Here is a 26,759-nt window from a genome sequence, read left to right on the forward strand (position 1 = left end):
CATGAAAACAATTATTTACACATTACTATTAAACGTAAGTTTTATATATTCCCAAAATCTAAAAGCGGATTTTGATAATTTTTATAGAGGAGAAAATGAAAGAGAAAAACCAAAAAAGTATATTTTATTCGAAAACGAAAATAGTACGAAACAAAAAAGTGAAGATAAAAAAGTAACTTACTTTTACATAGAAAAAGAAAGATTTGTTTTTAATAAAGGAAGACACAAAATCGATACATGCTCAATTAGAATCCTAAAAAAAATTAAGTTAGAAAGCACAGGAAATTTAGAGGAAGAAGAAGTAAATTACTTTAGAAAAAAAGTTGAAAAATTCAAAAAAAAAACAAATCAAAAAGTTCCAAAATCAATGCCTATATCACGCATTCATAAATATCTCAAGGTATATATCCTTGAAAAAACGGATAATGATAAGATAATTAAGTACGAGGTGGACTGGGAATCAAGTATTTTTTGAAAGAAATTGCAATTTGGTTAATCTCAAACAACCTATGTGTTCGCAAAACACAAATTTAGCGACAATTATATGGAATAATTTATTTCTTAAAAGAAAAGTCTACATTGATGTATTAATCTGGACATGCTAACTTATAAGTTACTAAAATATGAAGTAGATTGGGAATATTCTATGTTTTAAAAATAAAATATAAAAACTCTTGTAACCGCTGTTTGGCAATATGGCGAAACCGTCTCCAAAAGTATCTTGGAGACGGTTTTTTTATGCTATTTTTGTCAATCTAATACATAAATCACTTGGGTTCAAAATACACGCTTATGAAGCAATTGAGTTGGTTGTTGCTGCTTTTTACGTTCTCACTGCACGCGCAATTCCAATGGAATGGTTTGGTGAAAGACACGAAGACCAATCAACCCTTGCCGTTTGCGAGCATTAGCAGCAACACGGGTGTACAAACCATCTCGGATGTAGACGGGAAATTCCAGCTCTTGAGTCCCAATCCCATTTCGGATTTTACGGTTTCATATTTAGGTTATACGCCCATCCAACAAATCATTAAGCCCCACAAAACGTTTTATGTAGTGGCGTTACAAGAAAAGTCCAATGATTTGAATGAAGTGTTGATTCCCAAAGAAAATGAGGCTTTGCAAATTATTCGAAAAGCTATAGCGACCAAATCAGTCAATAATCCGCAGCAAAAAAACAATAGTTTTTCGTTTAAATCCTACAACAAACTCCTAGTTACGGCCAATCCTGACTCGATTAACGGCAAAATCGATTCGGTTTTTGTAGACAAAACGTTTGGTAGAAAACTTGTAAAAATAGATTCGTCTAACTACAAGTTTAAAGAAATTATCAGTAAGCAGCATTTGTTTCAAACGGAGAAAGTATCGCTTTTTCAGTACCAAAATGCCCACTTAAAAGAAGTTATTTTAGGAACCAAAATGGCTGGCTTCAAGCAACCTATTTATGAAATCATCGCGTTCAATTTACAATCTTTCTCAATTTATGAACCCAAATATGAGTTGTTTGAAACCAAATACAATAGTCCCATAGCCGATGACGCGCCAGAACATTACAACTACAAACTACTGGATACGGTAGCCATTGACGGCAGGACTACCTATATGATTTATTTCAAAAACAAGAAAAAGAAAAATGCCGCAGGGCTAGAGGGGGTTTTATATATAGACACGAATTCCTATGCGATTGCTAAAGCCATTATGCGCATAAAAGGCGTGTTAGACATCAGTGGGACTCACGAATATGTGTATTTGCCTAAGGAAAAAATTTGGTTCCCCTCGGCCAAGACATTCCAAATTGTGAAAGGAAAAAATGACGATGACATTAAAATTCTCGGCGGAACCATACAGTTTGATGGTGATATTGAACAAGAATTTAAGCCAAGAAAAAAGGAAGCTACTGATATTAGTTATTTAATTTCCAAAAGCTACAATTTTGATATCGAATACAACACAGCTGTTAAAATTAAACAGCCCATGATGACTATCGAAATTCAAGAAGATGCTATCAATCAAACAGAAGCCTTTTGGGAAGCGTATAGAAAAGAAAAATTAGATTTGCGCAGTCTAAAAACCTATGCTGCAGTGGATAGTATCTCGATAAAAAATAGGATTGAAAGCAAATTATTATTTGGTAGAAAAATTATCAACGGATACCTCCCAATTAGTGTCATTGACTTTGATTTAAGAAAGTTTATGACTTACAACAATTACGAAGGTTTTCGATTAGGAGTTGGCGGTATCACCAATGACCGCTTTTCTAAAAAATGGAAAATTGAAGGCTATAGCGCTTATGGCACAAAAGACGGGACTTTTAAATACAGTTTAGGGATTGGCACCCGAATCAATAAGTTTTCGAATACTTGGTGGGGCGTTTCGTTTACGGATGATGTGCGAGAAATAGCGAGTACCATTTGGACTGTTGACCGAAGAGCCTTTAAAATTTACGACCCAAGACCTATCAATATTAGTACTTTTTACAATTATCAAACATGGAAAACGACTGTTGAAACCAAGTTTATTCCAAAAACCGAAAGCATTTGGGAAGTATCTAATACTTTTGTGGAGCCTAAATTTAATTATGCCTATAATCTGGGAGGCAAACTTTTTACAAGATACAATTTGACCACAGCTATGGTTTCGTTGCGTTGGAATCCGTTTAGCGATTATATGCAAACGCCAACGGGAAGAATTGAAACCGAAAAAAGGTATCCGAAATTTACGTTTCAGTTTACCAAATCATTACCCAATGTAGGCAACAATGATTTTGAGTTTAGCAAAATCGATTTTAGAACCGAATATCAAAAGAACTACTTGAACGGTCAAAAAACCAGTTTGCTCTTTGAAGCAGGCTACACCATTGGCGACTTGCCGTTGACGCATTTGTACAATACCTCGCCGAATAATTTGAATAAAGAAACGATTATTCAGCGTGTGACTTTTGCAGGTAAAAACAGTTTTGAAACGATGTTTTTTAATGAATTTTTCTCTAGTAAGTTTGCTTATTTTCAGTTCAAACACAGTTTTAATCGGATTCATTTGTTGAAAAAAGTAAAACCCAACTTGGTAGTGGTGAGCCGAATGGGATGGGGCGATATGGAAAAACCAGAACAGCACGTTGGCATTAACTACAAAACCCTACGCGATGGCTATTTTGAATCGGGCATTGAGTTGAACCAAATTTATAACGGTATTGGCCTAAGTGGTTTTTACCGTTATGGGCCGAATCAATTAGCAAAATTTCAAGATAATATTGCGGTGAAAATTAGCTTTATTTTGAATTTGGGATTCTAACTCAGATTTCAAGAAAGTGGTGCTTTGACCATTGACATCTCACTTATATTTTACTATTGATTTTAACCACAAGGTTCGCAAAGGGGAAAACGCAAGGTTCGCAAGTTTCGCGTGAGGGATAGAAGCGGCATCCTCTTGGGGCGGGGTTCGCCCCAAGAGATATAGCGTAGAGCCCGACAGCATAAAACAAAGAGAGCCACTCAATAGTTAGTTGAATGGCTCTCTTTGTTTTATGGTGGCACGCCCTAATTTAACTTAATGTTCGGAAACCATTTTTAGTCCGATAATGGAGGCGATGAGGGTAAGCAGGAAGAAAATACGCCAAAAAGTAGCGGGTTCTTTGAAGACTAAGAGTCCGACGAGAACGGTTCCTGCAGCGCCTATTCCTGTCCAAACGGCATAAGCGGTTCCGATGGGGAGGGTTTGTGTGACTTTGTAAACTAAGGACATACTGATGGTAAGACAGGCCAAAAAACCTAGGTACCAGTAGGTGGCTTCGGTACCTTGAGCTGCTTTGGCTTTGCCTAAACAAGTGGTAAATCCTACTTCGAAAAGGCCAGCAATTAGTAATAAAATCCAGTTCATACTATGGTTTTATAATTAATACCGAAGGGACTCCGCTCAACCAAACGCTTCTGGAATCGACAAGTGCTTTCCAGCTTTCAAGGCTTATCATCATCAAATCTTGCTCGGCTAGGAACTCTTTTTTGATGATTTTTTCGCCATACAAGGTGATGTTGTTTGGAAATTTATGCTCCAATGAACTTATGGCGCTTCCGATTACAAAATTCGATTTGATGTGTCCGTTTACGTCCAAAACGACTACTTTAGACTTATTATTATGGATGAGTTTTTGAGCATAATCAATCAAAAAGGCATCATCGGCGCTGAAGATGGGGATAAAGATGGTGTTTACTTTTTGTAAATCTTTGTCGATTAAGATTCCCACAGGCATTTTGGCTTTGAGCAAAATTTGACGGGTTCTTTCGTCAAAAGGAGAATTGGCAAATAAGCCTTCTTTTCCTGTGAATTTATCCATTAATCGCTCTGGATTAATGATTCTAGTGGTAAAACCAATCACTTTTCCGAGCAAAGTTCCCTCGAAAATTGATTTCCCGAGTCCTACTAATAATAGGTCGTATTCGCCTTGATTGGCGATGTCGGTAATTTCTGTTTCGATGTCGACTGTAGCTTTGAAGATGGTAGTGACTTCCTGTTTTAAGATTTTAGATTCTTCATGAATAGGTAAAAATGTTGCAGTTTCTTTATCTTCTAGAGCAAATGGATGCATTTCGTTGCTTACAGACAAATGCATAGCGGTTACCGAAGCGTCTTTTTGTTTTCGAACTAAACTGTTAGCCAAACGCAGCAGTGATCTTCCTTTTTCGTTGTTTCCAAAAGAAATCAAAACGCGATATACTTTGGATTGTTCTAGTTCTTCTACCTCAACATCGTCTTTGGTCTTGAAAATAAAATTGATTAAGTTTAAGGCTGGTCCCGTCATAAAAGTAGTAACCAAAGCCATAATTACCATCATAGTAAATACCGCTGGAGTCAGCACTCCCAATTCTAAACCAATGTTTAGCACAATTAATTCCATCAAGCCGCGCGTATTCATCAATGCGCCGATGGTTAAGCTATCTCTCCAGTTTTGTCCTACAAATTTGGCCGCTAAAGCACTACCAAAAAACTTACCTACTACGGCTACCAAGATGATAAAACCGGTTACTTCCCATAAATAAGGGTCGTTGATTAGACCGATTTCGGTTCGTAATCCTGTAAATACAAAAAACAAAGGCAAAAGTAAAATAACAGAAACATCTTCTACTTTTTCTATAAAAACGATTCTGAATTTAGCCACATCTGGCATAATTACACCTGTCATAAAAGCTCCAAAAAGCGCGTGTATTCCGATTACTTCTGTTGCATAAGAAGCAATAATAAGGGTGACAAAAAAGATAGCCACAACAGGTTTACTAATCGCTTCTTTGGATGCATACAAGTCTCCAATTCGTTTCAGGAACGGTTTGACAATCAAAAGCATAATCAACACAAATCCGACAGCTAAAGAAATCACATATAAAGAACTCACAAAAGAACCCGCTTTTACAATGGCAATTACGGCAGCCAATAAACACCAAGCTGTAATATCATCGGCGGCAGCACAAGTGATTACAATGGCTCCTAATTTGGTTCTATGAATACCACGTTCTTGAACAATTCTTGCCAAAACAGGAAATGCTGTTATACTCATCGCAATTCCCATAAACAAACTAAAGGAGAGGAATTTTACCCCATCAGGAGCAAATTGGTCATATACAAAATACGCTAAACCAATTCCGAGTGTAAACGGAAAAATAATACTAGCGTGACTGATTACTACGGCATCATTAGCCTTGTTTTTCAACACCTTCAAATCCAACTCCATACCAATCACATACATAAAAAGTATCAAACCGATTTGGCTTAAGAACTTTAGGTTTCCTAGAGATTCTACAGGAAACAAAACTCCCGAAAACTCTGGAAAATAAGTTCCTAACAAAGATGGGCCTAAAGCTATTCCTGCAATAATTTCACCAATTACAGAAGGTTGCCCTATTTTTTTAAAAATCCAGCCAAAAATTCTGGCCACAATAATTATGGTGATGATTTGAGCCAAAAGTATGGCCAAAGGTTCTTGAAAACTATGCTGCATAGATGTAATAAAATCCAACCAAGCATCTTTAGACCCAGTGGTAGTTTTTGTAACATCGGTGCCTTCCAATAATTTTCCGTTTTGTATGATCCAATACATTAAGGCGGAAAAACCTCCCGTAACTGCTAGATAAAATAGGGTATTTTTGTAATTCTTCATTTATTTATTTTAGACTGTAATGTAATACTGATTTAACAAAGATGAGAAAATCAAATATAAGAATTATATCAGGAAGGAGAATATTAACCAAAATTTAAAGAATTTCACAATACGATCAAAAAAACTGCCATCAAAGCAATGAATTCCTGCTTTTTTAATATGGGTTTCGTTACCTTTACAGCTTTTTAACTACAGAAAATGATTAAATGGTTTAGTTTAGGATTTTGGGAACTTATCGCCCGTATTGTCCTTAGAAATAGAATTTTAATGATCTCTATCATTGTAGCCATCACGATATTCTTGGCAATGCAATGGAAAAATATTCATTTTACGTTTACCGAAGCAAACATGTTGCCCGATGACAACATTGCCAATGTAGAATACAATGCCTTTTTGGACAAATTTGGTGAAGAAGGTAATTTGATTATTATAGGGGTTAAAGATTCCACTTTATTTACACCAAAAGCTTATGCCTCCTGGAGTAAATTGATGAACACCATCAAACAAAACCCTACGGTTGACTTAGTGGTTTCGATTAATGATTTGAAAAAATTGCAAAAAAACGAAACTTTAGAAAAATTTGAATTGGTTCCCTTTGTGGACGAATCGAAAACTCTAGATCCAAAATACCTGCAAACCATCAAGAAAGAGTTGTTTAATGATCTCCCCTTTTATGAAGGATTATTGTTCAACAAACGATCTGGCAGTGTTCGTTCGGCGATTTATCTTGACAAAAAAATCGTGAACACTAAAGTTCGCAAAACCTTTGTTTTAGAAAAATTAATCCCTGCGATAACCACTTTTGAAAAAGAAACCAAAATTGACCTTCGCGTTTCGGGGATGCCTTACATTCGAACGCTCAATGCAAAGACAATAACAGACGAGATTAGTATTTTTATTGGTGCTTCGTTATTGATTACTTCTTTGTTATTTTTCTTCTTTTTTAGAAGTTTCAAGGCGACTTTAATTTCTATCATTATCGTGGTGATTGGTGTAATGTGGTCCTTTGGATTCTTGGGATTATTCAATTATGAAATTACCATTTTAACGGCTTTGGTTCCATCCTTAATTATTGTAATTGGGATTCCGAATTGTATTTTCTTGACCAATAAATACCATCAAGAGTTTAAAGTACACCGCAACAAAGCCAAAGCCTTGCAAAGAGTCACCACCAAAATTGGAATGGCTACTTTGATGACCAATTTGACTACCGCTATAGGTTTCGCTACTTTTGTAGCTTCGAACAATGATTTGCTGATAGAGTTTGGCGTGGTAACTTCTATTAATATTTTGGCGCTTTTTTTCTTGAGCATTGTTTTGATCCCCATCTTTCATAGCTACATTTCAGCGCCCAAAGACCGTCATATTCAGCATTTAGATCGTGGTTCTGTTAAGCAATTCATGGACTGGATTTTGCGTAATGTGAAAACGAATCGTTTCTCAATTTATGTAGTGGCTATAGTCCTGCTGATCATTAGTATTATTGGTATTTATGAAATGCGTATTTCGGGAAGTTTGATTGAAGACATGCCCAAAAAGGAACCTTTCTTTCAGGATATTGTTTTTTTCGAAAAAGAATTTGATGGGGTAATGCCACTCGAAATCATGATCGACACCAAACGCAAAAAGGGAGTGATGAAATTATCGACCTTAAAACGCATGGAAGAGTTAGAAACTGCAATTGAAGAAATTCCAGAATTATCAAAACCTATTTCGATTGTGAATTTGGTGAAATATTCCAAACAAGCATACTATAATGGCAATCCTGATTATTATGAATTACCGACCTCGCAAGAACAAGCTTTTATCCTTTCGTATGCCAAAAATGCTACAGCCAACAGCAAAGAAAATGTAATGAAAAGCTACGTGGATAGCACTGGTCAATATGCCCGAATCACCACGTTTATGCGCGATGAAAGCGGAGATCAAATTGCTAAAATTGAGGCCGAAATTAGAAAGAAAGCCGACAAATTATTTCCAAAAGAACGTTATAATGTTATCATAACCGGAAAAGCCTTAGTGTTTCAAAAAGGAACGGGTTATTTGCTCGACAACTTGCTATCTTCGCTGGTGTTTGCCTTTTTCTTGACAGCGCTTTTGATTGGATTTATGTTCCGTTCGTTCAAAATGATATTGGTTTCTATAATCCCTAACCTGTTGCCGTTATTATTAACTGCCGGGATTATGGGCTTCCTAAATATTCCGCTAAAACCGTCTACTATTTTGGTATTTGGGATTGCCTTTGGGTTATCGGTAGATGATACTGTGCGGTTCTTGTCGCAATACCGCGAGGAATTGAAAAAGAACAACTGGAAAATAAAAAAATCGGTGTATGCCACTTTTAACGATGCGGGATTGAGTATGTTTTATACTTCGATTGTGTTGTTTTTTGGATTTTCGGTGTTTATGTTGTCTAGTTTTGGCGGTACAATTGCTTTAGGCGGATTGATTTCGTTAACTTTATTGTTTGGTATGTTATCAAATTTGATGTTGCTTCCAGCTTTAGTGCTAACTTTGAATAAAACCTTGGCCAATGAACAAGAATTTATCGAACCTAGAATTGACATCATCGAGCATTCTGACGAGGAAATTGACTCGCTTACTAAAGACAAAAAATAAATAGTTGTTTATGAAAAAGATAGTATACGCTTTCGTTTTTTTGGTTTTTACTCTTGGTGCTTTAGGCCAAACGACGTCGATTTACTTGATTCGCCACGCCGAAAAAGTAGACAATTCTAAAAATCCTGATTTGTCTAAAGCAGGTTTGGAACGCGCGGAACATTGGAAAACGATTTTATCCCAAGTTCCACTAAAGGCCGTGTACAGCACTGATTTTTTGAGAACGGTACAAACTGCTTCTCCAACTGCTACAAGTAAAAATTTGGAAATCATAAAATATGACCCCAAAACTATCGACCTTGAACAACTCAAAAAAGATTACAAGGGTCAAGCTGTTTTGATTGTAGGTCATAGCAATACGACGCCTGATTTGGTCAACAAAATCATCAATAAAAAGGTGTATGCGCCAATCGATGATACTGTTTTTGGAAATTTATATATCATTACGATTAGCGGGAATGAAGTGAGCCATCAATTGTTGCAAGGATTGTAAACCCAAAAACAATTGGTTTCCCTACTGGCCTAGCCCCGATTGTAGTGGAAATCCTTGTAGAAAGAAAAGCTAATTTTTTCTTGCCAAAAAAGAGCGACCAACGGAAGCTCCTTTTTTGGGTAGAAAAATAGCTTTTATGAGACAAGATTGTAACGAAAAGCGGGAAATAGCTCCAAGAGTTAGCCAAGACCCGAGAGATAGCGAATTGGCGAAGCAATAGCACTAAATGGCACTACTTTTATAAATTTTAAACATTGGATTGCACTAATTATATCAATCTTAAGAATTCGTGGGATAAAAAACGGTTATAAATTAGTGTTTATTGGTGTAATTTGTGGCGGAAATTTTAAAAGCAAATGTCCTGAAATAGCTCCTAAAAAATAAATACAAAACAATTATATTTGCATAGTACTTGAAACATCGATTTTGGTTTTGAGTGCATATTTAAATCTAAAATCTAAAATTAAGATGAGACACACAAAAGTTAAAGACTTATTAAACAGTACAACGACACTTCAGGAAGTGAATGCAAAAGGATGGGTGAGAACGTTTAGAAATAATCAGTTTATTGCGCTGAATGACGGTTCTACTATTAATAATATTCAGTGTGTGGTTGATTTTGAAAATACTCCCGATGAGACCTTAAAACGCATTACGACAGGCGCTGCCGTTTCGGTTATTGGCGCTTTAGTAGAAAGCCAAGGTGCGGGTCAGAAATATGAAATTCAGGTAAAGCAATTGGAAATTTTGGGCGACTCCGATGCGGAGAAATTCCCAATGCAGCCTAAGAAACACTCTTTGGAATTCTTGCGTGAGAATGCGCATTTGAGAGTAAGAACGAATGCTTTTGGTGCGATTATGCGCGTGCGTTCGGTTTTGGCTCACGCGGTGCACACGTATTTTCAGGAGAAAGGTTTTGTGTATGTGAATACGCCAATCATTACTGGTTCGGATGCAGAAGGTGCGGGTGAAATGTTTAAAGTGACCGCTTTGCCTTTTGACAACACGCCAAGAACCGAGGAAGGAAAAGTAGATTACAAAAAAGATTTCTTTGGGAAAGAAACGAACTTGACGGTTTCTGGACAATTAGAAGGTGAAACGTTCGCCATGGCGTTGGGTCAGATTTATACTTTTGGCCCTACGTTTAGAGCTGAAAACTCAAATACTTCTCGTCACTTGGCAGAATTTTGGATGATTGAGCCAGAGGTGGCTTTCAATGATTTGGAAGACAATATGGATTTGGCTGAGGATTTCATTCAATTTGTAATTAAATATGTAATGGATAAATGTCAAGAGGATTTGAAATTCCTTGAAGGACGTTTGCTAGAAGAAGAAAAATCAAAACCACAAGCCGAAAGAAGCGAAATGGCTTTGTTGGAGAAATTGAACTTTGTGTTGGAAAACAATTTCAAACGCGTTTCGTATACGGAAGCAATTGATATTTTGAGAAATTCAACTCCGAACAAGAAGAAAAAATTCCAATATATTATTAACGAATGGGGCGCTGATTTACAATCAGAACACGAACGTTACTTGGTGGAAAAACACTTTAAATGTCCGGTAATTTTGTTTGATTATCCAGCCAATATCAAAGCGTTTTATATGCGTTTGAATGATAATACAGAACCTGGAAAAGAAACGGTCCGTGCGATGGATATCCTTTTTCCTGGCATTGGAGAAATCGTTGGCGGCTCAGAAAGAGAAGAACGCTACGATGTATTGGTAGAAAAAATGAAAACCTTAGGTATAGATGAAAAAGAATTGTGGTGGTACTTAGATACCAGACGTTTTGGTTCTGCTACACACGCTGGTTTTGGTCTTGGTTTCGAAAGATTGGTATTGTTTGTAACTGGAATGACGAATATTCGTGACGTAATTCCTTTCCCAAGAACACCGGGAAGCGCCGAGTTTTAAAAAAGTTTACTGTAGTTTAAAATGGTTTAAAGTTGTTGCCTACAACACAACAACTTTAAACCTTTAAACCTTAAACCTTTAAACTATTAAAAAAATGCTAAAGCAATTTTTAAATTTAAAATTATCTCAGAAATTATCTCCTCAACAAATTCAGTTGATGAAGTTAATTCAATTGCCTACGCAAGCCTTTGAACAACGTTTATTAGAAGAAATGAACGAAAATCCAGCCCTAGAAGCAGGCAAGGAAGACGACTACGAAAACGACGAGTTTGAAGCTGAAGATTATGACGATTATGATGATGCAGAATCAGATCGAATAGAAGCGGATGATATTAATCTTGATGACTATCTTGGCAGTGACGACATCCCAGATTACAAAACACAAGTTAATAATTATAGTGACGACGATGAAGACCGCGAGACACCTTTTGCCGCTCCTATCAGTTTTCACCAAGATTTAATCAACCAACTTAACACGTTTATTTTAAACGACGAAGATCGAGAAATAGCAGAATTTTTAGTGGGAAGCATTGACGATATGGGTTATATCCGAAGAAGCATTCCTGATATCGTAGACGATCTAGCGTTCACACAAGGTATTTATACCGATGAAAAAAATGTAGACCGTTTACTCCATGTTATTCATGAATTAGAACCTACTGGAGTTGGCGCTCGAGATTTACAAGAATGTTTGCTTTTGCAACTCAAACACAAAACACCAACGGAATACATTGCACTAGCCATTGATATCATCGAAAATCAATTTGATGCTTTTACCAAAAAACATTACGAAAAATTAATCCAGAAATGTAATGTCTCCAATGAACAACTCCGAAAAGCCATACACGAAATCGAAAGGCTCAACCCTAAACCAGGAGGTTCATTTGCAGGCAATAGTAAAATTACCGAAAATATTGTTCCAGATTTTGCCATCAGAATCGTGGATGGTGAATTAGAATTAACGTTGAATGGACGAAACGCTCCATCATTGCACGTGTCTAAGGACTATCAAGAAATGATGCAAACGTATAAAGATTCTAGAGACAAATCGACTCAGCAAAAAGAGGCCGTTCAGTTCATCAAACAAAAATTAGATTCGGCAAAATGGTTTATCGATGCTATTCGTCAACGTCAAGAAACCCTTTTTGTAACGATGAACGCCATTATGCATTACCAAGAAGAATTTTTCCTAGACGGCGATGAAACCAAGTTAAAACCAATGATTTTGAAAGATATTGCGGATTTGGTTGGTCTTGATATTTCGACCATTTCTAGGGTGGCCAATAGCAAATATGTAGAAACCCCCTACGGCACCAAATTGATTAAAGAATTTTTCTCCGAAGCGATGATGAACGACCAAGGCGAAGAAGTTTCAACGTTAGAAATTAAGAAAATCCTAAAAAACACCATCGAAGAAGAAGACAAACACAAACCACTTCCCGATGACCAATTGGCCGAAATATTAAAAGAAAAGGGCTATCCAATTGCTAGAAGAACCATAGCCAAATACCGTGAACAACTCGATATTCCGGTGGCGAGGATGCGGAAGAAAATGTAATAAAAAAATCCCAACGAGTTGTTGGGATTTTTTATAGTGCTATATTATTTTTTGTCTTTATCGTCATGCATCGCATGATAAAAAGCGGCCCGACTTAAGGGTTCATATTCCTCTGTTTCTCCCAGCATAACGAGTTTATCATTGTCAGTTTTTCTGAAACTGTAATTCGCTAAATTCCCAGTTCTGGTGCACACGGCATGCACTTTGGTCACATACTCGGCTGTGGCCATCAAAGCAGGCATTGGACCGAAAGGATTGCCTTTAAAATCCATATCCAACCCAGCCACAATTACGCGAATCCCTTGATTGGCTAAATCATTACAGACAGTAACAATTTCGTCATCAAAAAATTGAGCTTCGTCAATACCAATAACGTCACATCCTTGCGCCAAAAGTGCTATATTGGCTGCAGCAGGAACGGGTGTAGAACGGATTTCGTTCTCATCATGCGATACCACCATTTCCTCATGATAACGCGTATCAATAGAAGGTTTAAAAATTTCGATTCGTTGTTTGGCGAACTGAGCTCGTTTTAATCTACGAATCAGTTCTTCTGTTTTACCCGAAAACATGGAGCCACATATGACTTCGATCCAACCAAATTGTTCTTTATGATTTACTGTATTTTCGAGAAACATTTTGTATTTTTCTACCTTTAAAAATGAATAGTTTTTATTACTTTGTAATGGCAACAAATTTATTAAAAAAGACACACCTTACTCACTATAATACCAAAAGTTATGAAAAAAAGATTGGAGGCTGATTTAGTCAGCATTGCGCACAGAATTCTACAACTTAAAAACAAATCGGATGTAAATGTGCTGTTCTTAGAAACCCAAAAACTTTATGAAAAACTGGCGATTTTAAAGTTTATACAGGATAATTTCGGAGAAGTCAAACCAACCATTGGACAAGCAGCTCTAGAGATAGAAGTTGAAAAAGCTTTTGACAAACTAGAGATCTCTCCTGAAATTGTGCTTCCTGCATCTGCTGCAACAATCGAAGAAGTTGTAACAGAAAATGATCTTCCGATAGAAACATTCGTTACTGAAATTTTAGAAGAAGTTGCTCCAGAAAGTAGTATTAAAGAAACAATTATATCCGAAATTGAAGCGCCTAAAAATGAAATTCCAAGCATTGAAGACGTTCTAAAAGAAGAAGAGAAACCAATACTTGAAGCTATAGTAGAAGAAGTTGTCGCAACAGAAGAAGTGGAAATCCAAGAACCAGAAACTGTTTTACCATCGGAAGAGATTAAACAAGAAGTAATCCAAATTTCTTTTGAAGAATTATTGGGAGGAAGCTTTACTGAACCTCTATTTGTAAAGGCTGATAGTATCGAAGCAAGTAAAACCAATGCAACCGTTTCGCCTTTTGACTTAGCGTTTGATAAAGTAGAAACACTAACCGAAGAAAAGGAGAACAAACCCAAATCATTGAACGAAAAATTAAGCAAAGGAATTAACATCGATTTAAATGATCGTATCGGCTTTGTTAAACATCTTTTTGGCAATAGCAATGAAGATTATAATCGTGTGTTGAGTCAGCTGAATAGTTTTAATAACTTTTATGAAACCAAGACTTTCATTGAAGAAATGATAAAGCCGGATTATAACAACTGGGAAGGAAAAGACGATTATGCCAATCGATTCATGGAAATTGTAGAGAAGAAATTCATGTAATTGATCCTTTTCACTGTATAATTCAATACCCAATCATCAAACACGGACTTCGTTTTATTGCGGATTTCGTGTTTTAACTTTTTAAAATATGTCTAAACTATATATCGTACCCACTCCAATTGGCAACCTCGAAGACATGACGTTTCGAGCGATACGTATTCTCAAAGAAGCCGATTTAATTTTGGCCGAAGACACCCGAACCAGTGGCAAATTGCTCAAGCATTTTGAAATTAGCACACACATGCACAGCCATCACATGCACAATGAACACAAAACCATCGAAAACATAATTAGTCGATTACAAGGAGGCGAAACCATCGCTTTGATTTCGGATGCTGGAACGCCCGCCATCTCGGATCCTGGTTTTTTGATCACTCGAGCTTGCATTGAAAACGGTATTGCAGTAGAATGTTTACCAGGCGCCACAGCATTTGTACCTGCTTTAGTCAATAGTGGTTTGCCGAATGATAAATTTGTTTTTGAAGGTTTTTTGCCTGACAAAAAAGGAAGACAAACCCGTTATTTGGCTTTGGCCGAAGAAACCAGAACGATGATTCTTTATGTTTCTCCTCACAAATTAGTCAAAACGTTAAGTGAATTTGTTACTTATTTTGGCGAAGACCGTCCCGTTTGTGTATCAAGAGAATTATCTAAAATGCATGAGGAAAACGTACGCGGAACAGTAAAAGAAGTATTAATTCACTTTGAAAAAACCGCCCCTAGAGGTGAAATTGTAGTAGTGATTGGCGGAAAACCCATAACTAAAGAAACCAAAAAAAGTAAATTTTCAGAAGAACAATAAAATAAAAAATATGAGCCTAACTGCTTTTTTAGAAAAATTAAAAAATACCCCAAACGCGATTACATTTCAAGAAACTATCACGGTTATTGAAGCCAATTATGATTTTGAACCAACCGCTTTTGAAAACGGATTGCAACACAATGCAGCTAACGAAAATAATGGCTCTTGCAAATTGTTTGCTTTTGCACAACTCCACAACTTGTCAGAAGAAGCAACGCTGGCTTGTTTTGGCGCTTATTATACCGAAGACGTCTTGAAAAATCCAGAAGGAACAGACCATCAAAACATTCGTAATTTTATGAAAACGGGTTGGAATGGCATTGCTTTTTATGGAGAGCCTTTGACATTGAAAGAACAATAATTGTTATTTACAGATAACGATTTTAGAAAAAAATGTTATTTATAGATAACAAAACTAGTTCTAAAATATAGTCTAAAGACCATTTTAAAATGCCAACAAAAAGGCAATTTGTGGCTCTTTAACCCCGATAGATGCGGTATCCTTTGTTTTTTTCCTTTAAAAAAACAAAGATATAGCGGATAGCGGGCTCCTTGTTTCCTGAAAAAGCCTTTTGCTTTGGTTCCTAAAAAAATAAATTATACGCCTAATTAACAAGTTATAAAACCTAAAACAGCATGCGTTGGACACTCAAACCCAAATCCGAAGAAGAAAAAATAAATGAATTAGCGACTGCCTTACAAGTTTCTGGAACGATTGCCTCATTATTACTGCAAAGAGGCATCTCTTCATTTGAGGAAGCCCGACAATTTTTTCGCCCCTCTTTAAACGATTTACATGACCCGTATTTGATGAAAGATATGGAAAAAGCGGTGGAAAGACTTGAAAAAGCCATAGCAAACGAGGAAAATATTTTGGTTTTTGGGGATTACGATGTGGATGGAACAACAGCAGTTTCCTTAGTTTCTGGTTATTTGAAAAGTTTTTACCCCAATGTTGCCACGTACATTCCGGACCGTTATGATGAAGGCTATGGCGTGTCGTTTAAAGGAATTGATTTTGCCGATGACAACGGTTTTTCGCTAATTATAGCGCTAGATTGTGGGATAAAATCTATAGATCACGTGGCGTATGCCAAAGAAAAGAATATCGATTTTATTATTGGCGATCACCACCGTCCTGGAGAGCAATTACCTGATGCTGTAGCGATTTTGGACCCGAAACGAGAAGATTGCGACTACCCGTATGACGAATTGTGTGGCTGTGGCATTGGCTTTAAACTCATTCAAGCGCTGGCGGCTAACCGTAACCAAACCCTAGAGGATTTGATTCCGTATCTGGATTTGGTTGCAACAGCTATTGCTGCTGATATTGTTCCGATGACTGGAGAGAATAGGGTTTTGGCGCATTTTGGTTTGCAAGTAATTAATAGTGACCCTCGTCCTGGAATTAAGGCGATGACACATCAACTCAAGAAAAAAACGCTCGATATTACGGATGTGGTTTTTATTATTGCGCCGAGAATCAACGCGGCGGGTCGCATCAAACACGGGAATCATGCCGTGGAATTGTTGACCGAATTTGATTTTGAACAAGCCCAGCAATTTGCCTTTGAAATTGAAGCCTATAATGCTGAACGCAAAGATTTGGACCAACAAATTACGAAAGAAGCGCTGACGCAAATTGAAGAAAATGGCGAACAAAACCGTTTTACTTCGGTAGTTTTTCAGGAAACTTGGCACAAAGGCGTGATTGGAATTGTCGCTTCTCGATTGATAGAAACCTATTATCGCCCTACCTTGGTGTTTACCAAAAGTGGCGATAAATATGCCGCATCTGCCCGTTCGGTAAAAGGATTTGATGTGTACAATGCACTTGAAGCTTGTGCAGAACATCTGGAACAATTTGGAGGCCACATGTATGCTGCAGGAATGACTTTAAAGCCTGAAAATTATGCCGCTTTTAAGGAAGCCTTTGAAAGAGTCGTTCAAGAAACCATTGCCCCCGAATTACTACAACCCGAACTTTCTATCGATGCTGTTGTCCGTTTTGAAGAAATTACCCCTAAATTTACACGCATTTTGAAACAATTTGAGCCTTGTGGTCCTCAAAATATGACGCCCGTTTTTGTTTCCAACAATGTCTTTGATACAGGCTATGGAAAACCTATGGGAAAAGAAGAAGAACATCTGAAACTATTTGTGCGTCAAAATAATTCGGAGGGAATTCCAGCAATTGGTTTTGGATTAGGGAAAAAATATGAAATAGTAAAAAACAAACAACCGTTTGAGGCAGCTTATTGTATAGACGAAAACGAATGGAACGACAAAATAGAACTACAATTGAGACTAAAAGACATAAAGAACTAAAATGAAACCAAAAAACGACCCTTATCAAGCCCTTCGCTATAAAGAATTTAATATCTTTTTACTCATCCGATTCGCTATGGTTTTTGCATGGTCCATGCAGTTTATCATTATCGAATGGGAAGTATATAGAGTTACCAAAAGTGCTTTATCCTTGGGGATTATTGGGTTGATGGAAATCATACCGGCGGTTGCCATGGCGCTGTTTGCTGGTCATATCGTGGATCAAAAGGAGAAAAAAGGCATGCTAATCAAATGTATTTTTGGATTTCTTTTTATTAGTTCAGGATTATTTTGCTTGACATTTCCCTTCTTTTCAAATCGATTTTCTACAACCACTCTTTTGTATTTAATTTACTTTTTTGTGTTTATGGGAGGCATTGTACGTTCGTTTTTGGGACCAACCATTTTTTCCCTTTTAGCCTTAATCGTCCCAAAACAAGCCTATTCAAATGCTGCAACTTGGAGCAGCTCTGTTTGGCAAGTAGGATCGGTAATTGGGCCTGCGGTTGCTGGATTTTCAATTACTTTTATAGGGGTTCATTGGTCTTTAGCCCTTGTCGTTGCCTTTGCTTTTGCCGCTTTATTAGGCCTAACTTTCATAGATAAGAAACCCATTTTAAATCCAAAAATTGGTGAACCTGTTTTGGATAGTTTGAAAGAAGGCGTAAAATTTGTGTACAACAATAAAATGATTCTTGGCGCCTTAACCCTGGACATGACCGCCGTATTATTTGGTGGTGCAGTAGCTTTGTTACCTATTTTTGCTTTAGATATTTTGCAAGTAGGCTCACAAGGTTTTGGTGTTCTAAGAGCCGCTCCTGCTGTTGGAGCAATTCTAACCATGCTTTTCACTGCTTATGTTCCAGTAAATAAAAATGCTGGAATGAAATTGCTAACCGCTATTTTCTTATTTGGTGTTTGCATCATCATTTTTGGACTTTCTACTATTTTCTGGATTTCATTGTTGGCGTTGTTCTTTAGTGGCGTTGTGGATGGCATTTCAATGGTGATTCGTTCAACTATTTTACAACTCAAAACTCCCGATCATATGCGAGGCCGAGTAGCTTCGGTAAATTCTATTTTTGTTGGCTCGTCGAATGAATTGGGTGCTTTTGAAAGTGGTTTAACTGCCAAATTAATGGGAACTGTTCCTGCGGTGGTATTTGGAGGATGTATGACTTTGATGATTGTACTCGGAATGGGAACCTTTATGCCTTCTTTCCGAAAACTAGATTTACAAAAAGATTTAGAAGAAATCGAAAAGGCATAAAACAGAAAACTATTTTTTAACTAAATGCCAAATGTCTATTTTTTTTCGAGTACTAAACCCTAAAGATTCGTATACGTGAATGGCACCAACATTTTGATCGGATACATGCAAAAAAGGAATTTTATTTTGATCAAAAATCGCGTTGGCAGTGTGTGTTACTAACTGTTTTGCATAGCCTTTTCCTGTGTGCTCTGGATGCGTAATTACAGCACTGACTTCTATAAAATCGTTCATTTGCATGCGCTCACCCGTAACGGCAACTAATTGGCCATCTTTATAAATGCCGTAATAATTACCCATAGCCGCTGTTTGAGGCTTGAAATATTCCGGATAGACTAATTGTACCAAACCCAACAAATCGTTCAACTTTTCAGGACCTAATTTGATGATAGATTCCGTAATAGGATGTTGTATCCTTGAAGAAACAATCATTTGTCGACAAAGTAACGCACCTTTATTCTCTATACTTGACGGGACTTCAGGTAAGTTACCAAAAATGTAAAAAGAAGAAGCCATTTGGGCATACTGCTCTAAAATAGAAGCTGCATTTTCAAAAGAAGAAAAGTCCCCAAAAGGACAATAGTCAGGAAGATAAAAATGCCCATTTTGAAAATCTAATCCATACTGACTATGGCATTCTTTGACGGAATTCCCAACAGGATAATCTAATCTATTATAATCTATTGGCTCCATATCCCTTAATTTTAGTTGAATGTTTTGATTTCAAAAGTATCTCCATCAAAAACACCATAGGTGAAATAAGTAATCCAATCACCTAGATTGACATATTCAGCGTTTTCACCAACGGTATATTTCATGGGCAAATGGCGGTGTCCAAAAACCAAATAATTGTAATGCTTGGTTTCTAGTTTTCGTTTGGCATATTGAATTAACCATTCGTTGTCTTCGCCTAAAAAAGTAACATCTTCGGCTCCAGAAATTAATTTATTTTTTACCGAAAGATATTGCGCTAGTCCAACGCCTAGATCAGGATGCAACCAACGAAACATCCATTTAGAGAACGGATTGGTAAACACTTTTTTCATGCGTTTGTATCCCAGATCCCCAGGTCCTTTTCCATCTCCGTGCCCTACCAAAAAGGTTTTTCCATGAAAAGTGTATTCTTGATTGTCGTGAAAAACGGGAATATTCAGTTCTTTTTCAAAATAATCGTTCATCCATAAATCATGGTTTCCAACGAAAAAATAAATTGGAATACCACTATCGCGAATCTCGGCCAATTTACCTAAAATGCGGACAAATCCTTTGGGTACCACGGTTTTGTATTCAAACCAAAAATCGAATAAATCACCCAATAAAAAAATAGCTTCGGCATCTTTCTTTACTTCGTCTAGCCAAGCTACAAATTTCTGTTCTCTTGGAAAACTCAACTCAGGGGTAGGCGCACCAAAATGCTGATCAGAAGCGAAATATATTTTTTTAGAAATTGAAGTCATGCAATTTAATTTGGAATTTGGTCCAGAAACTTTGGGATGAAACTTGAAAGGTATCTATTTCTATACATTATCACTAGCAAACCATTCTGCGAAAGAAGATTCGGTTTCTTGCAATTTTAAAGAAAATAGGTTAATTCCTTCTGGCAAACGGCTTTTGATTCTTTCAGCAAAATCAACAATCATATTCTCGCTAGTAGGCTGATAATCAACCAAAATCACATGATGTCCGCGGTCTTTTAATTCTTTGGCCAATTCAACATGAGGAGTGGTTTGGTTGAAAACGGTAGCGTGGTCAAATTGATCGACTACTTCTTCTTTAACGATTTTTTTCAAATCGGTAAAATCAATCACCATTCCAAGTTTTACGTTCGATCGATCGGTTATTGGAGAGCCAATTACGGTTACTGATAACTTGTAGCTGTGTCCATGTACATTTTTGCATTTCCCATCATAACCATACAACGCATGACCGGTTTCGAAACTAAATTTTTTGGTGATTCTGATATTACTCATCTGTATTGAATTTGAGGGGCAAATTTAAGGAATATTAACGGTTTTCGTCTCTTTTTTTTGCTCGGTAATACATCCAATACGCAAATCCAACCAAAACCACGAAAGGCAAATACGAGCCAATTACCACTCCTATTTCGTAACTTTTGTCTGGCGCTTGGGCTATTTTTTGAGCCACATCTGGTTTTTGAATCAAAGAAAATGGTGTCATTATAGTTATTTTTTAAATTGAAGTAAAGCGTTTTTGGTAAAATCAGAAAGTACCAATTGTCCCGAAATTGCGGCACGTTCTAGCAATAATGCTGCCCAATGATCGGTGCCTTCCCAAAATACTTTCTTGATTTCGAGTAAGGCTTGCGGATTGTAGCCAGCTAGTTGTGTAGCCATTTGGTATACGACTTGATCCAATTCTGGAATTGTATCAAAAATAGCGGCATACAAACCTTGTTGTTGTGCCCACTCAGCCGATTTCCATTCTTGAGCCGTCAAGGTCATTTGGGACATCGCCATTTTTCCGATTTTACGGCTTACCGCAGGCTCAATCACAAAAGGACCAATTCCGATGGCGAGTTCTGATAATTTGATACTTGCCTGACGAGTAGCCAAGGTGTAATCACAAGCCGCGGCAATGCCTACGCCTCCCCCAATGGCTTTGCCATGAATGCGACCAACAATGACTTTGGGACAAGTGCGCATCGCATTGATTAGATGGGCGAAACCAGAAAAAAAAGTAGTTCCTTCAGCTTCAGTATTCACCGCCAAAAGCTCATCAAATGAGGCACCTGCGCAGAAAACCCCCGTTCCTTCGCTCTGAAGCACCACCACCTGAACGGCATCATTAGTACTTACCTCCTGAATCGCATTCGTGAGTTGTTGCAAGAGTACTTTAGGAAAAGAATTGCTGGCGGGGTGACCAAAGGTAAGTGTTGCAATACCGTTGGTAATCGTTGTGGTAAGTGTACCTGAGGCAATCATTTGTGACATGCTTTTTATTTTAGCGTAAAGTTAAAATTATTTCAACAAACCACTTCTTTTTTTGAAGGGAAAGCATTTTTGTACGACATAAATTTGTGTATTGAGTAATTAAAATACTATATTTGCGCCATAGTCATGGGGATGTAGCTCAGTTGGCTAGAGTGCTTGACTGGCAGTCAAGAGGTCGTGGGTTCGAGCCCCATCTTCTCCACTTATAAAAACCGTAATTGCTTGTAAAATAAGCGTTTACGGTTTTTTGTTTTTGATATTTGTACGATTTATGTACGGTCAAAAAAAATAGCCTACTATCTAGACTATTTTAGTTGAAAAAAAATATTGTTTTTTAGGATTCATTTCGTGCATTTCGTGCATTTGAAAAAAGTTGATTAATCAAAATTACATCATTAAAAGTATTTCTTCCATGTTGGGCGGACAACTCTCGATTAAATCTATTTTCTTTTTTACTCTTAAATATCGTTTTGTTGGTTTACCCTTATAATGCGTTTTAAAATATTTTTTATACCGTTCTTGGTAAATTTCATCAGGATTAAAAATATAATCAAATACCTTTCCCAAATATCTGAATTTTTTACTCTCAATTTGTTTTGAATACATCAAATTTTGAAAAGCGGTTCGATGCAAAAAGTAACCGCATTGTAAATGTAATTTTCTGCATTGTTGTTTTGTACTCGGACAAACAAAATACATAACCTCTCCTTTGCCTAAATTAGAGGGTTTACTAATAATCTCAACTTTATAATTTTTAGGCTCTCCATTTACAGAATAATCTAAAATCATAAAAGCTTTGAAATCACTCTTTGTTATCGTTATCCTAATATTAGAATGAGGTGTTCCGTTTCTGCTCCAACTAATTGTACCCGACTTAGTGCCGTTATTAGTTAAGTAATCCCAATCTTTTAGTTTTTTTATCGATAAATACAAACAGTCTTCAACTGTTGTTGGATAATTGCCATATCGTCCCATAGTAAATAACCTAAATTATTAAGGAATAAAAAACTATTTATTACCAGTTATCTTTTGAAATTGTGCTTACAGTTTTTTGGATTGATAACATAAAATCTTTTTCATAATTTACAATATCATCATTAACACCATGTAGATATCCTTTAGAACTTGCTTTAAAAGCATCTCTTTTTTTAGAACCCACAAAACCCATTTTCAACAACTTATCCATTCTCGAATTATATTCATCGACAACATTTTGCTCAACTCCATTAAAATTAACGCAATCAAAATTAAATTTATCATTCGGACTAACTTCAGATTTCAAATCAGTTAATTTAAAAATGACTCTGTATTTGTTGTCTTTAATATTAATTTCAATCATATGATTAAATTCATAATAATTGTATTCAGGCATACTCATTGGATAAAGACTTTTTAGTGCATTTTTAGTTTTTACTTCATTTATCCCTTTTATAATTATAGTTCCCGAATCTAAATCATTCATTTGAATAACATTCTTTGATGAGTTATAGTTTACAGAAATCCATTTATTTATTACCGAAAACAATTCAGCTTTACTCTTTCCTTGTGCCTCAAAAACCCCTGTAAGAGTTTTGTTATCTTTTGTAAAATCCTGTGCAAATCCTAAAAAACTTGCAAAAATCATTAATCCTAACAAAGTGTATTTCATAAAATAAAAATTTAAGTTAATGTAAATGTAACCCTTTACAGAATCCATAACAATACTGGAATTTAGTGATTTTTACAAAAGCTCTACAAATCTTGTAAACTCAAATAATAATCTGCTAAATCAAAACCGTTTTCAAAGTCTGTTTGCTCTATCATATCACTAACCGAAATTTTAAACCCTAATGCGTTTAATTCGGTGGCTTTGTCTAACCAGTTGTTATACTCTCCCTTATCAGGAAAGGAAACAATATTTCTTTTTTTGATAGGCTTCAACATTTCAAATTTAAAATTCCCTTTGCTTCCAGTTGCTAACCAAATGTAATGCGGTAACAAAATGCTCATTATAATTGCGGTCTTTTCACTCTCTACTATTGCAATAGTTTTTTGATAGTCTTCATTAACTCGATGCAATCCAAACAAGCATTGACAAAGATTAAAATCAGGCTCTTTGGTGGCTTTGTGTACCCAATTGATATGATTATAAGGTTCTTTTATTCTTTTGCCCGTAAATCTATCATACTGCATAATTTTTCCAGCGTGTATTTGTTCTTTGTCATCAATTTGCCAAAATACAGTTGACAATAACCAACAAAAATTTGTTCCTGTAATGAAGTAATCTTGCATTGCCTTAAATACCTCATCTTTTGAAAACCGTTCTTTTAAATACTCGGTCAAATGGTCATTTACTCGATTTTCAAAATACATTTTTTCCAATAATTCGAAACTGTGAAAACTTGGTGCAACTGGTGGCGGTTGCATTATTTCTTTGACTTCATTTACAAAACATACCTCATCAGTATTAAAGTATTTACTTTCATTACTCAAATAGTTAATAGTTGAGTTTTTTAAATACCATTCTGTTATCCAACAATCATTTTTTGACTGCTCCAGTATTTGCGACTTTGGTACAATTGAAATAACACCGTTTAAATCGGTTAATTTAATCGCCTTATCACTAATACTACTTAAACTCAAAAACGCTATTAAATACGCTTTTTTACCCTTTGGCGGTGCTTTGTGATAGTTACAGTTTTGCGCCCTATCACATTTACCAAAATCAGTAGTTAAATAATTGTTTGTTTCTGTATCAATGTATAAAACAAAAGTTTTTTTATTACAGTTAGGACAAACAAACTTCTTACTGCTTTTATCTAATGAATATCTAAACCTTTCCATCAAAACAAATCTTTATCAGTTGTAATGTATGCCACGTTTCCAATACTTATGCGACTAACCAAAACTTTAAAACTATGTAACCGCTTCATAAAGTTTGACTTGTTTACTGGTCTGAAACCGTCTTCAATACAAAAACTTTTATACTGGTTGTATAAAGTACTTATAGTGGTATATTCTGTTGAGGTGCTATATTCAAACTCATCAATAAACATTTTTACACTATCACTTTGTTTTTCGTAATTGCTTCGGGCGTTTTCTATTGCTTCGCATTTGCTGAAATTCTTTTGCTCCAGTACCCTGTCAAGTCCTTGCAAAATCCAATTAAACACTCCCGATAATTCGTTATTAATTATCTTTTGCGGTAACTGTTTGTCCTGTTTGCTTTCGGGTATAGTAACATCAAAACCAATAATTAAAAACCGTCTGAAATAAGCGTTTGTATGTTCTACGTCTTTGGGTAACTCGTTACAGTTAAAAATTAGTTTTGCATACTCGTTTAAAATAAACGGCTCTCCATAGGGCAAACGTGCTTCTATTGGTTCGCCCGATGCCATTTGTTTGAAAATATCAGTTTCTAGTTTGCCGTTTATCTCACTTGCATAGTTTACCAGTTTATTTGCGATTTTTGCCCTAAAATAACCGTTATCATTCGTTAAACTTTGCAATGAATAGTTGCTTATGTTTTCAGTCCCTAAAAGGGCGTTAAGTATCTCAAAAAACACACTTTTGCCATTTGCTCCAGTACCGTATAAGATTAACATTTTTTCAAGTTTCAAAACACTTGGTTTAATGAAAATGTAACCGCAATACTCGGCAAAAACTCTTTGTTTATCCTTATCGGGCAAAACCTCATCTAAATACTTTTGAAATAGTGGTGCGGTGGCTTCGGGTTCATACTCAAACGGCAACTGGTGGGTAATAAAATCTTTGCTTTCAAAATCTCTCAACCCTCTTTTTGTTGGTGTAATCTCAAAAGTGCCATTCTGCAAATTGATTAATACATTATTTTTCTTGGTCTTTGGTGTAGGCAAATAAGCATCTGCCATAAACTGTTTGAATAACTCATCTTTAAACGTATGAATTTTACATTTGAATTTTTCAACTCCCATTTTTAAAGCTACGTTACCCAAAAAAGATTGAAAACACTCCTTATCAATTTCGCTCCAGTAGCTACCATTATACAAATAAATAAAGCCGTTCTTCTTGCATAAACCCCATTTATTCGCAACTGCAATTTTTAAAAGTTGCTCGATACAAAGGATTAAAAAATGGTTTTTACTTAACTTAAATCTCTTTAATTTATCCGTTAAATCCTTAAACCTTGTTTGGTCTTCATCTGAAAGAGTACCGCTTACATTTAACTTGGTTTCAAGTGCTTTGTATTGTTTCAGAACGTCTGCGCTTTCAGGATATGCCAAAAGCATAAAATCAATTTGCCCAATACTTTTTGTTAGTTCCTGTAATATGTCATCGGTTGTATTTTGTATTGGTTCAATGCTATCCGTTAGCCGTAAAACATCATTATTAATAATGTTTTTTAATTTATTTACTTCCATAGTCTAAAACATTTTTAATTGGTTCGACTTCGGAAATAACTCGGGGTTTGTGGTTAAATACCACGCACGAAAACCAGTAGACTTGCAATGCTTCTTTACTATTTCATAAAGCAAACCTTGTTTCTCTAAATCTCGCTTATAACGACAAATAGACTTTTGCGGGACTCCTGTCGCTTCTGTTACCATTGAAGCGGTGGCGGTTTGTTGCTTTAAATATTCAAATATGGTTTTCTTTTGGTTTTGGGATTGCTTAACTTTGCCTTGTTCTAATCCATTAAAATCAAGGCTTTGCGTATTGGTAGTACTCATTGCCTTTATTTTTTTAACGGTTTTAAACATTGAAGTAATTCCGCTTTTTTGTAATATCTGCGGTTTCCAATTCCATAGGCTATAACTTTGCCCTTGTTTGTCCAATGAAATAACGTGCTGGAATTTATTTGTAGAAACTCGCACGTTTGCTCTCGGGTTAATAACTCATCAGGATTGTGAGTATTATTTGTTTCTTTTTTTTGCTCTAAAAATTCAAGTGTTTTTAAAGCAATTTTTTCAGTTAAAGCATCAACTGAAATCGGTGTTAAAATTAAATTGTGCATCTTTTTACATTTAAAAGTTTACACA

The 26,759-nt window shown here is 36.1% G+C and carries 25 protein-coding genes and 1 tRNA gene; 12 read left to right on the forward strand and 14 right to left on the reverse strand.

Features of this window, described 5'->3' with window-relative positions; translation table 11 throughout:
* Window position 1: 1 nt before the first annotated feature.
* Both FLB_RS09350 and FLB_RS09355 read left to right on the forward strand, forming a co-directional pair.
* On the forward strand, window positions 2–475 hold the full coding sequence (locus tag FLB_RS09350; RefSeq protein WP_064715695.1) for a hypothetical protein: 474 nt from the start codon (window positions 2–4) through the stop codon (window positions 473–475).
* Window positions 476–792: 317 nt separating this feature from the next.
* Window positions 793–3,291 (forward strand): DUF5686 family protein, encoded by a 2,499-nt coding sequence (locus FLB_RS09355; protein WP_064715864.1) that lies wholly within the window; start codon window positions 793–795, stop codon window positions 3,289–3,291.
* A 255-nt stretch (window positions 3,292–3,546) separates the two neighbouring features.
* Here the strand turns inward: FLB_RS09355 and FLB_RS09360 are convergent, their stop codons facing one another.
* Together FLB_RS09360 and FLB_RS09365 are read right to left on the reverse strand one after the other, a co-directional pair.
* Window positions 3,547–3,876 (reverse strand): DMT family transporter, encoded by a 330-nt coding sequence (locus FLB_RS09360; RefSeq protein ID WP_064715696.1) that lies wholly within the window; start codon window positions 3,874–3,876, stop codon window positions 3,547–3,549.
* 1 nt (window position 3,877) lies between these two features.
* Window positions 3,878–6,145 (reverse strand): cation:proton antiporter, encoded by a 2,268-nt coding sequence (locus FLB_RS09365; protein ID WP_064715697.1) that lies wholly within the window; start codon window positions 6,143–6,145, stop codon window positions 3,878–3,880.
* Window positions 6,146–6,343: 198 nt separating this feature from the next.
* On the opposite strand from FLB_RS09365, the gene FLB_RS09370 reads away from it, so the two are divergent.
* The 4 genes from FLB_RS09370 (at window position 6,344) to rpoN (ending at window position 12,729) form a co-directional block, all read left to right on the forward strand.
* Window positions 6,344–8,764 carry an efflux RND transporter permease subunit gene (locus tag FLB_RS09370; protein ID WP_064715698.1) on the forward strand — a complete coding sequence of 807 codons (2,421 nt, stop codon included), beginning with the start codon at window positions 6,344–6,346 and terminating at the stop codon, window positions 8,762–8,764.
* Between the two features lie 10 nt (window positions 8,765–8,774).
* Window positions 8,775–9,257, forward strand: a complete 483-nt coding sequence (locus FLB_RS09375) for a SixA phosphatase family protein (RefSeq protein ID WP_064715699.1) — start codon at window positions 8,775–8,777, stop codon at window positions 9,255–9,257.
* Window positions 9,258–9,725: 468 nt separating this feature from the next.
* On the forward strand, window positions 9,726–11,171 hold the full coding sequence (gene asnS / locus FLB_RS09380; protein ID WP_064715700.1) for an asparagine--tRNA ligase: 1,446 nt from the start codon (window positions 9,726–9,728) through the stop codon (window positions 11,169–11,171).
* 94 nt (window positions 11,172–11,265) lie between these two features.
* Entirely contained in the window at window positions 11,266–12,729 is a 1,464-nt protein-coding gene (rpoN, locus tag FLB_RS09385) for an RNA polymerase factor sigma-54 (protein WP_064715701.1), read from the forward strand.
* 44 nt (window positions 12,730–12,773) lie between these two features.
* Here the strand turns inward: rpoN and FLB_RS09390 are convergent, their stop codons facing one another.
* Entirely contained in the window at window positions 12,774–13,367 is a 594-nt protein-coding gene (locus tag FLB_RS09390) for a thymidine kinase (protein ID WP_064715865.1), read from the reverse strand.
* 102 nt (window positions 13,368–13,469) lie between these two features.
* Between FLB_RS09390 and FLB_RS09395 the strand changes: the two genes are divergently transcribed.
* The 5 genes from FLB_RS09395 to FLB_RS09415 all read left to right on the forward strand — a co-directional run bounded on the left by FLB_RS09395 (window position 13,470) and on the right by FLB_RS09415 (window position 18,811).
* Window positions 13,470–14,411, forward strand: coding sequence for a hypothetical protein (locus tag FLB_RS09395; RefSeq protein WP_064715702.1), 942 nt, complete (start codon window positions 13,470–13,472; stop codon window positions 14,409–14,411).
* An 88-nt stretch (window positions 14,412–14,499) separates the two neighbouring features.
* Complete coding sequence (rsmI, locus tag FLB_RS09400; protein WP_064715703.1) at window positions 14,500–15,213, forward strand: 16S rRNA (cytidine(1402)-2'-O)-methyltransferase; 714 nt, start codon at window positions 14,500–14,502, stop codon at window positions 15,211–15,213.
* A 10-nt stretch (window positions 15,214–15,223) separates the two neighbouring features.
* On the forward strand, window positions 15,224–15,574 hold the full coding sequence (locus FLB_RS09405; protein ID WP_064715704.1) for a HopJ type III effector protein: 351 nt from the start codon (window positions 15,224–15,226) through the stop codon (window positions 15,572–15,574).
* Between the two features lie 275 nt (window positions 15,575–15,849).
* Window positions 15,850–17,541: a single-stranded-DNA-specific exonuclease RecJ gene (gene recJ, locus FLB_RS09410; RefSeq protein WP_064715705.1), complete on the forward strand. Its 1,692-nt coding sequence runs from the start codon at window positions 15,850–15,852 to the stop codon at window positions 17,539–17,541.
* A gap of 1 nt (window position 17,542) precedes the next feature.
* Window positions 17,543–18,811 carry an MFS transporter gene (locus FLB_RS09415; RefSeq protein ID WP_064715706.1) on the forward strand — a complete coding sequence of 423 codons (1,269 nt, stop codon included), beginning with the start codon at window positions 17,543–17,545 and terminating at the stop codon, window positions 18,809–18,811.
* 9 nt (window positions 18,812–18,820) lie between these two features.
* Here FLB_RS09415 and FLB_RS09420 read toward each other — a convergent pair whose 3' ends face one another.
* The 5 genes from FLB_RS09420 to FLB_RS09435 are packed head-to-tail and all read right to left on the reverse strand — an operon-like array spanning window position 18,821 to window position 21,762.
* Entirely contained in the window at window positions 18,821–19,504 is a 684-nt protein-coding gene (locus FLB_RS09420; RefSeq protein WP_064715707.1) for a GNAT family N-acetyltransferase, read from the reverse strand.
* An 11-nt stretch (window positions 19,505–19,515) separates the two neighbouring features.
* The gene (locus tag FLB_RS09425) at window positions 19,516–20,268 is read right to left on the reverse strand and encodes a UDP-2,3-diacylglucosamine diphosphatase (protein ID WP_064715708.1); all 753 of its coding nucleotides are present in this window, start codon (window positions 20,266–20,268) and stop codon (window positions 19,516–19,518) included.
* A 60-nt stretch (window positions 20,269–20,328) separates the two neighbouring features.
* Entirely contained in the window at window positions 20,329–20,781 is a 453-nt protein-coding gene (locus FLB_RS09430; RefSeq protein WP_064715709.1) for a 6-pyruvoyl trahydropterin synthase family protein, read from the reverse strand.
* 34 nt (window positions 20,782–20,815) lie between these two features.
* Window positions 20,816–20,989, reverse strand: a complete 174-nt coding sequence (locus tag FLB_RS14385) for a hypothetical protein (RefSeq protein WP_197488951.1) — start codon at window positions 20,987–20,989, stop codon at window positions 20,816–20,818.
* A 5-nt stretch (window positions 20,990–20,994) separates the two neighbouring features.
* Entirely contained in the window at window positions 20,995–21,762 is a 768-nt protein-coding gene (locus FLB_RS09435; protein ID WP_157490592.1) for an enoyl-CoA hydratase/isomerase family protein, read from the reverse strand.
* A 128-nt stretch (window positions 21,763–21,890) separates the two neighbouring features.
* Here FLB_RS09435 and FLB_RS09440 point away from each other — a divergent pair.
* Window positions 21,891–21,964: transfer RNA gene (locus FLB_RS09440), tRNA-Ala, on the forward strand.
* 185 nt (window positions 21,965–22,149) lie between these two features.
* Here the strand turns inward: FLB_RS09440 and FLB_RS09445 are convergent.
* The 6 genes from FLB_RS09445 to FLB_RS09470 form a co-directional block, all read right to left on the reverse strand.
* Window positions 22,150–22,737 carry a hypothetical protein gene (locus FLB_RS09445; RefSeq protein ID WP_064715710.1) on the reverse strand — a complete coding sequence of 196 codons (588 nt, stop codon included), beginning with the start codon at window positions 22,735–22,737 and terminating at the stop codon, window positions 22,150–22,152.
* A gap of 40 nt (window positions 22,738–22,777) precedes the next feature.
* Entirely contained in the window at window positions 22,778–23,410 is a 633-nt protein-coding gene (locus FLB_RS09450; RefSeq protein WP_197488952.1) for a DUF4468 domain-containing protein, read from the reverse strand.
* 83 nt (window positions 23,411–23,493) lie between these two features.
* Window positions 23,494–24,585 (reverse strand): DUF6371 domain-containing protein, encoded by a 1,092-nt coding sequence (locus tag FLB_RS09455; RefSeq protein WP_064715712.1) that lies wholly within the window; start codon window positions 24,583–24,585, stop codon window positions 23,494–23,496.
* Window positions 24,585–26,141: a phage/plasmid primase, P4 family gene (locus FLB_RS09460; RefSeq protein ID WP_082923260.1), complete on the reverse strand. Its 1,557-nt coding sequence runs from the start codon at window positions 26,139–26,141 to the stop codon at window positions 24,585–24,587. Before FLB_RS09460 ends, FLB_RS09455 begins: the two co-directional genes overlap by 1 nt.
* A gap of 3 nt (window positions 26,142–26,144) precedes the next feature.
* Window positions 26,145–26,450, reverse strand: coding sequence for a hypothetical protein (locus FLB_RS09465; RefSeq protein ID WP_064715868.1), 306 nt, complete (start codon window positions 26,448–26,450; stop codon window positions 26,145–26,147).
* Window positions 26,451–26,455: 5 nt separating this feature from the next.
* Complete coding sequence (locus FLB_RS09470) at window positions 26,456–26,734, reverse strand: helix-turn-helix domain-containing protein (RefSeq protein WP_064715713.1); 279 nt, start codon at window positions 26,732–26,734, stop codon at window positions 26,456–26,458.
* Window positions 26,735–26,759 lie beyond the last annotated feature (25 nt).

This window comes from Flavobacterium succinicans, assembly GCF_001662485.1.
Taxonomy (GTDB): Bacteria; Bacteroidota; Bacteroidia; order Flavobacteriales; family Flavobacteriaceae; genus Flavobacterium; species Flavobacterium succinicans_A.

What these genes read in the sequence shown, in the direction of transcription:
- FLB_RS09370 (WP_064715698.1), top strand. Translation starts at nt 6,344, where the DNA reads ATGATTAAATGGTTTAGTTTAGGATTTTGGGAACTTATCGCCCGTATT.
- FLB_RS14385 (WP_197488951.1), bottom strand. Translation starts at nt 20,989, where the DNA reads ATGACACCATTTTCTTTGATTCAAAAACCAGATGTGGCTCAAAAAATA.
- FLB_RS09465 (WP_064715868.1), bottom strand. Translation starts at nt 26,450, where the DNA reads ATGAGTACTACCAATACGCAAAGCCTTGATTTTAATGGATTAGAACAA.
- rsmI (WP_064715703.1), top strand. Translation starts at nt 14,500, where the DNA reads ATGTCTAAACTATATATCGTACCCACTCCAATTGGCAACCTCGAAGAC.
- recJ (WP_064715705.1), top strand. Translation starts at nt 15,850, where the DNA reads ATGCGTTGGACACTCAAACCCAAATCCGAAGAAGAAAAAATAAATGAA.
- FLB_RS09450 (WP_197488952.1), bottom strand. Translation starts at nt 23,410, where the DNA reads ATGAAATACACTTTGTTAGGATTAATGATTTTTGCAAGTTTTTTAGGA.
- rpoN (WP_064715701.1), top strand. Translation starts at nt 11,266, where the DNA reads ATGCTAAAGCAATTTTTAAATTTAAAATTATCTCAGAAATTATCTCCT.
- FLB_RS09470 (WP_064715713.1), bottom strand. Translation starts at nt 26,734, where the DNA reads ATGCACAATTTAATTTTAACACCGATTTCAGTTGATGCTTTAACTGAA.
- FLB_RS09460 (WP_082923260.1), bottom strand. Translation starts at nt 26,141, where the DNA reads ATGGAAGTAAATAAATTAAAAAACATTATTAATAATGATGTTTTACGG.
- FLB_RS09445 (WP_064715710.1), bottom strand. Translation starts at nt 22,737, where the DNA reads ATGGGACGATATGGCAATTATCCAACAACAGTTGAAGACTGTTTGTAT.
- FLB_RS09360 (WP_064715696.1), bottom strand. Translation starts at nt 3,876, where the DNA reads ATGAACTGGATTTTATTACTAATTGCTGGCCTTTTCGAAGTAGGATTT.
- asnS (WP_064715700.1), top strand. Translation starts at nt 9,726, where the DNA reads ATGAGACACACAAAAGTTAAAGACTTATTAAACAGTACAACGACACTT.
- FLB_RS09425 (WP_064715708.1), bottom strand. Translation starts at nt 20,268, where the DNA reads ATGACTTCAATTTCTAAAAAAATATATTTCGCTTCTGATCAGCATTTT.
- FLB_RS09405 (WP_064715704.1), top strand. Translation starts at nt 15,224, where the DNA reads ATGAGCCTAACTGCTTTTTTAGAAAAATTAAAAAATACCCCAAACGCG.
- FLB_RS09420 (WP_064715707.1), bottom strand. Translation starts at nt 19,504, where the DNA reads ATGGAGCCAATAGATTATAATAGATTAGATTATCCTGTTGGGAATTCC.
- FLB_RS09355 (WP_064715864.1), top strand. Translation starts at nt 793, where the DNA reads ATGAAGCAATTGAGTTGGTTGTTGCTGCTTTTTACGTTCTCACTGCAC.
- FLB_RS09365 (WP_064715697.1), bottom strand. Translation starts at nt 6,145, where the DNA reads ATGAAGAATTACAAAAATACCCTATTTTATCTAGCAGTTACGGGAGGT.
- FLB_RS09390 (WP_064715865.1), bottom strand. Translation starts at nt 13,367, where the DNA reads ATGTTTCTCGAAAATACAGTAAATCATAAAGAACAATTTGGTTGGATC.
- FLB_RS09430 (WP_064715709.1), bottom strand. Translation starts at nt 20,781, where the DNA reads ATGAGTAATATCAGAATCACCAAAAAATTTAGTTTCGAAACCGGTCAT.
- FLB_RS09350 (WP_064715695.1), top strand. Translation starts at nt 2, where the DNA reads ATGAAAACAATTATTTACACATTACTATTAAACGTAAGTTTTATATAT.
- FLB_RS09395 (WP_064715702.1), top strand. Translation starts at nt 13,470, where the DNA reads ATGAAAAAAAGATTGGAGGCTGATTTAGTCAGCATTGCGCACAGAATT.
- FLB_RS09375 (WP_064715699.1), top strand. Translation starts at nt 8,775, where the DNA reads ATGAAAAAGATAGTATACGCTTTCGTTTTTTTGGTTTTTACTCTTGGT.
- FLB_RS09435 (WP_157490592.1), bottom strand. Translation starts at nt 21,762, where the DNA reads ATGTCACAAATGATTGCCTCAGGTACACTTACCACAACGATTACCAAC.
- FLB_RS09415 (WP_064715706.1), top strand. Translation starts at nt 17,543, where the DNA reads ATGAAACCAAAAAACGACCCTTATCAAGCCCTTCGCTATAAAGAATTT.
- FLB_RS09455 (WP_064715712.1), bottom strand. Translation starts at nt 24,585, where the DNA reads ATGGAAAGGTTTAGATATTCATTAGATAAAAGCAGTAAGAAGTTTGTT.